This window comes from Catonella sp. (assembly GCF_052173895.1).
GTDB lineage: Bacteria > Bacillota > Clostridia > Lachnospirales > Lachnospiraceae > Catonella.
Genome location: NZ_JBQMXS010000054.1, coordinates 1 through 9,089, shown reverse-complemented (window position 1 = coordinate 9,089; position 9,089 = coordinate 1). Strand labels below are relative to the sequence as shown.

The following is a 9,089-nucleotide window of genomic DNA, read 5'->3' as shown; positions in this document are numbered from 1 at the left end:
AGGAGGTAAGTAATGAAGAAAGGGCTAAGAAAATTTTTGGCAATGGGACTTGCCACAGTGCTTGCAGTAAGTAGTCTTACAGCTTGTGGAGAGAAGGCTGATTCAGGAAAGGGTGGTACAGCTCCGGGAGTTACATTAAATGAGGCCGGTACCTATCCAATAGTGAAAGATGGAAAGGTTGAGCTTTCTGTATTTACACTTAGTATGCCTAATGTACAGGATTTTGAGACTAATGATTTTACAAAATTCTTAGAAGAAAAGACAGGCATTCACATTAAGTTTGTAACAGCGGGAAGAGATGAGTATGAAGAGAAGTTAAACCTCCTTCTTCAGTCAGGAGATTATCCTGATGTTATACTTGGTGGAGCACCAAATCTTGCTAAGTATGGTGTTAAAGAAGGTGTTATCATTCCTCTTGATGATTACCTCACTGACAAAAATGTACCTAATTATTTAAAACTTGTAGCTAACTACGATATTAATAAGACAAAAGAAGCGGACGGAAAGATTTATTCCTTAGGAGGAGTAAATGACTGCTACCACTGTCAGTATGCCAGAAGAATGTGGGTAAATCAGAAATACCTTAAAGAGATGGGCGTAGAGATTCCTACAACTACTGAAGAATTTAAGGATGTATGTAAAAAATTCTTAGAGTATAAAAAGGGTGGAATTGCAGTTGCAGGTGCAGCACAGGGATGGCATACCCGTATGCAGGATTGGATTATGGGAGCATTTACCTTTGTTCCTAGTAAGTCTGCAACACTTAATGCCAGAGACTATGTAGTCCTTAATGATGAAACAAAGAAGATTGAAACTGTTGCAAATACAGATGCCTATAAAGAAGGTCTTAAGTATATGAGAGATCTTTATAAGATGGGTGCTATCTATGACGGTAACTTTACACAGACAAGTGAGCAGCTCAGAACTCTTGCTAATCAGGAGGATGAGCCTGTACTTTTCTTTACAGCAGGTGTTAACTCAGACGTTATAGATCCTGACAGCAACAATAAACTTTACCGAAACTATGTACCAATGGCTCCTATAAAAGGACCGGACGGAACTCAGATTGCTTGGACAATTCGCAACTCAGGTTTTAGGTCGGGTGGTTTCTGTATTACAGATAAGTGTCAGAATGTTGAGGCAGCTCTTCGTTGGGTAGATTTCTTTTATAGTGAAACCGGAGATCTTTGCTCACAGTACGGAGCTGAAGAAGGAAAAGACTGGGTACTTAAGCCGGAAGGAAAAGTTGGTCTTAATGGTGAGCCTGCATTATATGAAGTACTTAATCTTTATTCTTCTGACCCTCAGAACCATGACTGGCAGGATGTAGGTCTTAGAGTTGCTCCTGCTCCTTACCGTTTAGGACAGGCAGTAGATGCAGATGTAGATCCTTATTCACCGGCAGGACTTGAGAAACTTTTGTTTGATGCATCAAAGAACCTTTATGAGCCATATGCAAACAAGACAAAACTTCTCAATCTTTCAGAACTTAAACTCACAGATGAAGAGAGTACAGCTGTTTCTACTATGGCAGTTGAGTTAGATAAGCTCATTGAAGAGAATTCTGTTGCATTTATTACAGGAACAAAGGATATAGATGCAGAATGGGAAAGCTACAAGGATGCACTTAACAAATCAGGTCTTGAAGAGATATTAAAGACATATCAGACTGCATACGATAGACAGGCTAAGTAAAAATAGCATTTATATTAATTAGGATTAAAAAGAATAGAAGCTGTCCGTATATTGGGCAGCTTCTATTAAAATGGTAGAAAGGAATTTATTTACTATGGCTAAAGAGAGTGTAGCAGTTAATAAAAGTAATAAGATTAAATCTGCTAACTGGCAGTTTTGGGCTATTATAGCCATTCCAATTATATATGCTATAATATTTGCCTATGTGCCTATGGCAGGTATTGTTCTTGCTTTTCAGGATTTTTCAATAAGAAAGGGAATATTTGGAAGTGAATGGGTTGGTCTTAGATATTTTAAACAATTTCTGACATCAACCAGCAGTGTTTTAGTCATAAAAAATACTTTGATCCTTGGAATATATTCATTTTTAGCATCATTTCCAGTGCCTATAATTCTTGCAATAGGAATAAATGAAATGAGAGCTAAGAGATATAAAAAGGCAGTGCAGATGGTTACCTATGCTCCTTATTTTATTTCGATAGTTGTACTCGTAGGTATGATGATGCAGATGATGGATCTTAGGAGTGGTATAATAAATGTGCTTTTGCAGAAAATAGGATTTGAGCCTGTGAATTTTTTTGGAAATCCGAGTATATTTAGACATCTTTATGTATGGAGTGGAGTATGGCAGTCAGCAGGATATGCCTCTATTATATATCTGGCGGCTCTCTCAGGAGTAAGCAAGGAACTTCAGGAGGCTGCAATAGTTGATGGGGCGAATAGGGTAAAAAGAATACTTCATGTAGATATTCCTGCCATTCTTCCTACAATAATAATCATGCTTATATTCAACTGTGCGAGTATAGTTAGTATAGGTTTGGATAAGGTATTTCTTATGCAGAACTCATTAAATGCTTCAGTATCTGAAGTTGTATCGACCTTTGTATACAAGGTGGGTGTAGTAAATTCCAATGTAGGCTTTTCTACTGCTGCCGGACTTTTTCAGTCAGTTGTGGCATTTGTGCTACTTGTAATTGTAAATAGAATCTGTAAACGACTGACAGAAAATAGTTTATGGTAAAGGGGTGATATAATGGAGAATACTAAGTTTAGATATATGAGCATTGGCGACAAGATATTTACGGTTGCCAACTATACTGTGCTTACAGCCATATTTTTAATAGTGCTTTATCCTGTTATCTATGTGGTATCTGCTTCTTTTTCAAGTCCGCAGGCTGTTATAAGCGGTAGGGTGCTTTTGTTTCCGGTAGAGCCTACTCTAAGGGGCTATATGGCAGTTTTTCAAAATGCAAAAATACTTAGAGGTTTTGCCAACTCTATATTTTATTTAGTAGTAGGAACTTCTGTAAACATAGTGATGACTATACTATGTGCATATCCGCTCTCAAGAAAAGAGTTCAGGGCGAGAGGAGCCATAGCTATGTTTTTTATATTTACCATGTATTTTAGTGGTGGAATAGTTCCTTCTTATATTCTGATAAAGAGCATAGGGCTTATGGATACAAGACTTGCTATGATTATTCCTACGGCTATGTCTACCTATAATATGATAATTTGTAGAACCTATATTGTGAATTCTATACCGGATGAACTTTATGAGGCTTCGCAGATGGATGGATGTACACCTTTTAAGTATATGCTTAAGGTAATAGTACCACTTAGTAAACCTATAATTGCAGTGCTTGTACTTTATTATGGAGTTGCAAAATGGAATGATTATTTTAACGCAATGTTATATCTGTATAAGGACAGCCTTCAGCCTTTAACAATAGTTATGAAAGAAATACTTATTCAAAATAAGGTAGATTTGACAAAGGTAGGAAATGCTTCGGCAATAGCGAAGTTACAGGGTATGTCAGAGTTGTTAAAATATTCTACTATCGTAGTAGCATCTTTACCGGTAATGTTACTTTATCCGCTTATCCAAAAACACTTGGTTAAGGGAGTAATGGTAGGAGCAGTGAAAGGTTAAATATGAGAGATTATATTTTGGAATGTTGTGTAGATAGGCTTTCATCAGCTATAAATGGAGAAAAGGGAGGGGCTACAAGGTTTGAACTTTGTGCAAATCTTATAATAGGCGGAACAACGCCAAGTTTGACATTATTCAGGCAGGTTAGGGAAAATACTAACCTGCCGATTCATGTACTTATAAGAAACAGATTTGGAGATTTTTGTTATACAGACAGCGAAATAGAGGAAATGTGCGATTCTATTAAAGGGTTTGTAGAGGCGGGAGCAGACGGAGTAGTTGTGGGGGCATTAACTCCTGAGGGAGCTTTGGATGAGGTTTCTATGGAGAAGTTTATGGAGGCAGCCAAAGGAAGAAAAACGGTGCTTCATAGAGCTTTTGATATGTGTAAAGAGCCGTTTGTAACCTTAGAAAAATCAAAAAAAATAGGAATAGATACTATACTTACTTCCGGTCAGAAAGGTAATTGTATGGAGGGAAGTATGTTAATAAAAGAACTTATAGAAAGAGGCGGAAAAGATATTAACATACTTATCGGTGCAGGAGTAAGTGCAGAGGTCATAAAAGGAGTTTTTGAAGTTACCGGCGGAAAGAATTATCATATGTCAGGTAAAAAGGTGATTGACAGTAGAATGAGTTACAGAAAAAAAGAGGTGAGCATGGGGCTATCTTCTCTTAGTGAATATGATATTTGGGAAACTTCAGAACAGGAAATAAAGAAAGCTGTACAGGTGCTTAGAGAGTTGTAAGAATTGTAAAACAGGAGGTTCTATGTTTTCAAAGGAATTTAATACTGAGATAATGGATAGGTTTAATGCCAAGGTAAAAGGCTTAAAACTTGATGCATTAGAGAGGGAGATGAATAAGAGGGAGAAGTCTGAAGACAGAGATGTGTTAGAGGCATTGTACTGTCTTTATGCTTTTATGCCGCTTAGTGATATGGGAGATTATGAAACGGAGACCTTTCTTGATTTTGCAAGGCACGGTGCATTTCTTTTCAATGAAGGAGAATTTAAGGGTAGGGCAGATGAGAGGATGTTTGCCGAGTATGTGCTTGGAGCAAGAATAAATAATGAGGATATAGCTGAAAATAGAAGATTTTTTTATGATGAGGTGAAAGACCTCATAAAGGGAAAGTCTATGAAAGATGCAGTTATAGAATTAAATTATTGGTGTTCCTCAAAAGTAACTTATCGGACAACAGATAATAGGACGGCAAATCCGTTAACCGTATATAACAATACCTATGGAAGATGTGGAGAAGAATCTACTTTTGCAGTGTCAGTATTTAGGAGTGTCGGCATACCTGCAAGACAGGTATATGTGCCTCTGTGGTCGCACTGTGACGATAATCATGCTTGGGTTGAAGTGTGGTGCGATGGAAAATGGTACTTTTTGGGGGCTTGTGAGCCGGAGGATGAATTAAATCAGGGATGGTTTTTAAATGCATCTAAGAGGGCTATGATGGTTCATGCAAGATGTTACAATCCGACACTTGAAAAAGATGTGAATGCGGGGACGGGCATACCGGTGGCGGTAAATGCCCTAAGCACATATGCAAGAACTGAAGAAATAGCAGTTAAGGTAGTAGATGAAGAGGGTAAGCCGTTATCAGGAGTAAGGGTACATTTCAAGGTTATTAATTATAGCTTGCTTGGAGATATAGCAGTTACCTGTACTGATGAAGCCGGGATTACGAAGTTGAAAACAGGAAGTGGAAGTCTTGTAATATCGGCGAGCAGTAATGGATTGTATGGAGAAATTCTTGTTGATACGACAGATTTAGGGCTGGTAGAATTACAGCTTGTGAAGTCGGGATATAAAAAAGACTTGGGACATTTTGTTATGAAAGCCCCTGAACTAAAGGCAGGGAACGGAGAGGTAGCGGCAACAGTAAAAGCCGTTAATTCTGATGAAAGAAAAAAGGCTGAGGCAAAAAAGAGGGCTGATAAAGAGGCGGGACTGTTTGATAAAGAAGCCGGAATAAAGGCATTAGAGGGATACAAGGAAGAAGATAAGAAAGCTGTCTTAGACATTCTTTCATTGTCTTGTGGAAATCAAAGTGAACTTCATAAGTTCTTGACCGAAGTAAATGAAATCCCTGCCGAGTGGAAAGTGAATCTGCTTAAAAGTCTTGTGACAAAAGATTATCAGGATACTGATGCATACACACTGTTTGAGCATTGTCTGTACACAGATATAAGTGTTTATGAAAGATACCCTAAAGATATTTTTTATAAATATGTACTTTGTCCAAGAGTTGCATATGAAAAAATAATTCCGTTTAGAAAGTATCTTTCAGAAAAATTTAGGGGTACAAGATTATCAAATATAGATGAAGTAAGACAATTATTTGATAAAGTTGATACAGAACTTAAGGAAAAGCCTGAACTTGAGTACAATAGTCTGACTGCAACCGCCTATGGTGCTTATTGGTTAGGTTATGCCGGTGCAAGGTCTAAGAGAATAATATTTATACAAATTTTAAGGAGTTTAGGTCTTCCAGCAAGACTAAACCCTAATAATGAAGCTATGGAAGTTTACTTAGAGGGAGAATTTACTGCAATAGAGTTATCTAAGGAAAGCCCTAAAGGTCAAATAGAATTTAGTTTTGACGAAGGAGTTAATTGGAGTTATTATGAGAATTTCTCTCTTTCCTGCTTTGTTGATGGCGGTTATCAGACCTTAGGCTTAAGTATGGACGACATTAAAAATTCAGGTAATAAGGTAGAATTAAATGTAGGTACTTATAGGCTTATTACCAGTAACAGACTTCCAAATGGAAATATATTTGCCAAAACATTAATTGTTGAGGTGTTGGAAGAAAAGTCGGTAAAAGTTCCTGTAAGTTTTTATGAAGCCAAGATAAAGGATATGCTTTCGGACTATCCTATAAGAGATATAGAGTTTAGAAAGGCAGACAAGACTAAATCAGGTTTGAAAGAACTTGCAAAAGGTGAAAATGGTATTTTTATTTGGCTAAATGCAAAGGCTGAACCGACTGAACATATATTAAATGAACTGTTTGAAAAAAATGAACTGTTTAATAAACTGAAAACTAAGATTTATTTTGTAGTTAAATCAGAAAAAGAACTTGAAGATGCCAACATTAAGAGAGTAAGTGAAGCACTGTCAAATAAAGAAATTTTGTTTGAGGCTTTCGACACGGAGGCAGGAAAACTGGCAAGGGAGTTATACCTTGAACCGGGACTTTATCCGCTTATCTGTGTGGCAAACAAAGAAGGTAAGGGAGTTTATGGTACAGCAGGCTATAATGTAGGTACAGCAGAAATGTTATTAAAAATATGTAAATTTTTGGAGGAGGAATAATTATGAATCAGGTTGTAAAAGACAGGACAGAGCGTACAAAATGGTACAATAGTGCAAGGTTCGGAATGTTTATCCACTGGGGACTTTATGCCATTCCTGCAAGAGGAGAGTGGGTAAGGAGTGTATATGAGATACCGAAAGAGGAGTATGACCCTTATTTTGATGAATTTTATGCCGAAAATTATAATCCGAAAGAATGGGCAAGACTTGCAAAGAAAGCAGGAATGAAGTATGCCGTACTTACTGCAAAGCATCATGATGGTTTTTGCCTGTTTGATACAAAATTTACAGATTTTAACTCAGTAAATGCACCTTGCAAGAGAGACCTTGTAAGGGAATTTGTAGATGCATTCAGAGCAGAGGGCATTAAGGTTGGGCTTTATTATTCAATAATTGACTGGAGACATGAAGATTTTCCTCATTTTGGGGATATGCACCATCCTATGCGTAATAACGAGAAATGCAGTAATGAAAACAGAAACTTTGACCGTTATTTGGAGTTTATGTTTGGACAGATTAAGGAACTTTTAACTAATTATGGACATCTTGACCTTATGTGGTTTGACTTCTCTTATGGAGATATGAAGTGTGATAAGTGGAAGGCTAAGGAATTGATGGAAATGGTTCGCTCAATTCAGCCACACATAATTATTGATAACCGCCTTGAGGGAAGTGCTGAAGATGCAGGTTCTATAAAGACGCTTGAGCCTACAACCTATTCAGGAGATTTTGCTTCACCTGAGCAGATGATACCGCCTGAAGGCATAAGGGATGTAGCTGGTAATCCTTTACCTTGGGAAGCCTGCATAACACTTAATAACCACTGGGGATACTGCTCCTATGATAAGCATTATAAATCAGCTAAAATGGTTATAAAAATGCTTGTAGAGTGTGTGAGTAAGGGAGGAAATCTTTTGCTGAATGTAGGACCGAATGCCAAAGGGGAAATTCCTGAGGAATCAGTAAAAATCCTTGAAGAAGTAGGTATTTGGATGGAACAGAATGGAAGAAGTATCTACGATTGCGGTTATGCAAATCTTCCAAAGCCTGAGTGGGGGAGATTTACAAGAAAAGGAAATATCCTTTATGCTCATGTAATGGAAGAGCAGGCAGGAGCAATCTGCCTTTATAATATGGCAGGCAAGATAGAGAAAATGCGTCTTGTAAAGGATAATTCCGTAATAGATGAAACTTTCTACTGGAATTTAAAAGAATTTTCAGAGCATTCATTCTTCTTCTTCTTTGCTCCTAATGCAGCAGACTGTTATCCGCTTCCGGATGAGACAGATACAGTAGTAGAGATTTTCCTTAAGGAGGAATAAATGGGCATCAGTTTAGGAAAGACAGGCACTACGGAGGTAATTTACATAAAAAATAAAGAGAAAAATTTTCCATTTGAAAATCAGGTTAAAGATATTTTTAAGGCAGAATATTTGGAAACTATTCTACTTCCTTTAGAGGATGGGAAAATTTTTTTTAGTAGGGCTTGGAAAAGAAAATATATGACAAGAGTTCTTATGATAATTAACAAGGACTGGTAGCTAAATATAGCTGTCAGTTCTTGCTATATATAACATACAACCAATATATACAACAAATTTTGCAAATAATTCGCAAAATCTCTTGACAAAATATAAAAAGAGTAGTATTTTATCCTTTGTATTATTGCGACTGAGTTGCAAAAATAATTAATAAAAGGAGAAGATATGAAAAAGAAAATAATGATGTTTACAGCGATGGCTGTTATGGTATGTGGAATATTTGCAGGCTGTTCTAAGACACAGAAAGAAACAAAATCCGGTTCAAAGGCAATGTCTTCTATGGCAAGTAGCAAGGTTTCAAGTACGATGAGTTCATCTAAGACAGATGATGCAGATAAGAAATTCAGTGTAGTTTGCACCATTTTTCCTGAGTATGACTGGGTAAGAGAGCTTGTAGGTGATAAGAAAGATAATTATGAAATTACCTATCTTTTGAATAAGGGAGTTGATCTTCATAGTTATCAGCCAACAGCGGAAGACATAACAAAGATTGCAAACTGTGACCTTTTTGTATATGTTGGAGGTGAGTCGGACGGTTGGGTTAAAGATGCACTTAAAGAAAAGAAAAATGAGAATATGCAGGTTGTAAA

At 37.0% G+C, this 9,089-nt stretch carries 8 protein-coding genes; all 8 read left to right on the top strand.

Features of this window, described 5'->3' with window-relative positions:
* The first annotated feature begins 12 nt into the window (after positions 1 to 12).
* A complete protein-coding gene (locus ACTTG8_RS08990; RefSeq protein ID WP_442561784.1) occupies positions 13 to 1,695 on the top strand; it encodes an extracellular solute-binding protein in 1,683 nt (560 codons plus the stop codon).
* Positions 1,696 to 1,765: 70 nt separating this feature from the next.
* Positions 1,766 to 2,716: an ABC transporter permease gene (locus ACTTG8_RS08985; protein WP_442561783.1), complete on the top strand. Its 951-nt coding sequence runs from the start codon at positions 1,766 to 1,768 to the stop codon at positions 2,714 to 2,716.
* 12 nt (positions 2,717 to 2,728) lie between these two features.
* Positions 2,729 to 3,628 carry a carbohydrate ABC transporter permease gene (locus ACTTG8_RS08980; protein ID WP_442561782.1) on the top strand — a complete coding sequence of 300 codons (900 nt, stop codon included), beginning with the start codon at positions 2,729 to 2,731 and terminating at the stop codon, positions 3,626 to 3,628.
* 2 nt (positions 3,629 to 3,630) lie between these two features.
* Positions 3,631 to 4,377 carry a copper homeostasis protein CutC gene (locus ACTTG8_RS08975; RefSeq protein ID WP_442561781.1) on the top strand — a complete coding sequence of 249 codons (747 nt, stop codon included), beginning with the start codon at positions 3,631 to 3,633 and terminating at the stop codon, positions 4,375 to 4,377.
* 22 nt (positions 4,378 to 4,399) lie between these two features.
* Positions 4,400 to 6,958 (top strand): transglutaminase domain-containing protein, encoded by a 2,559-nt coding sequence (locus ACTTG8_RS08970; RefSeq protein ID WP_442561780.1) that lies wholly within the window; start codon positions 4,400 to 4,402, stop codon positions 6,956 to 6,958.
* A gap of 2 nt (positions 6,959 to 6,960) precedes the next feature.
* Positions 6,961 to 8,280: an alpha-L-fucosidase gene (locus ACTTG8_RS08965; RefSeq protein ID WP_442561779.1), complete on the top strand. Its 1,320-nt coding sequence runs from the start codon at positions 6,961 to 6,963 to the stop codon at positions 8,278 to 8,280.
* The gene (locus tag ACTTG8_RS08960; RefSeq protein ID WP_442561778.1) at positions 8,281 to 8,499 is read left to right on the top strand and encodes a hypothetical protein; all 219 of its coding nucleotides are present in this window, start codon (positions 8,281 to 8,283) and stop codon (positions 8,497 to 8,499) included.
* A 165-nt stretch (positions 8,500 to 8,664) separates the two neighbouring features.
* Positions 8,665 to 9,089 (top strand): metal ABC transporter substrate-binding protein (locus tag ACTTG8_RS08955; RefSeq protein ID WP_442561777.1); only part of this gene is annotated, 425 nt, incomplete at its 3' end.

Excerpts from the sequence above, each read along its gene's own strand:
- ACTTG8_RS08990 (WP_442561784.1), top strand. The coding sequence starts at position 13 with ATGAAGAAAGGGCTAAGAAAATTTTTGGCAATGGGACTTGCCACAGTG.
- ACTTG8_RS08985 (WP_442561783.1), top strand. The coding sequence starts at position 1,766 with ATGGTAGAAAGGAATTTATTTACTATGGCTAAAGAGAGTGTAGCAGTT.
- ACTTG8_RS08980 (WP_442561782.1), top strand. The coding sequence starts at position 2,729 with ATGGAGAATACTAAGTTTAGATATATGAGCATTGGCGACAAGATATTT.
- ACTTG8_RS08975 (WP_442561781.1), top strand. The coding sequence starts at position 3,631 with ATGAGAGATTATATTTTGGAATGTTGTGTAGATAGGCTTTCATCAGCT.
- ACTTG8_RS08970 (WP_442561780.1), top strand. The coding sequence starts at position 4,400 with ATGTTTTCAAAGGAATTTAATACTGAGATAATGGATAGGTTTAATGCC.
- ACTTG8_RS08965 (WP_442561779.1), top strand. The coding sequence starts at position 6,961 with ATGAATCAGGTTGTAAAAGACAGGACAGAGCGTACAAAATGGTACAAT.
- ACTTG8_RS08960 (WP_442561778.1), top strand. The coding sequence starts at position 8,281 with ATGGGCATCAGTTTAGGAAAGACAGGCACTACGGAGGTAATTTACATA.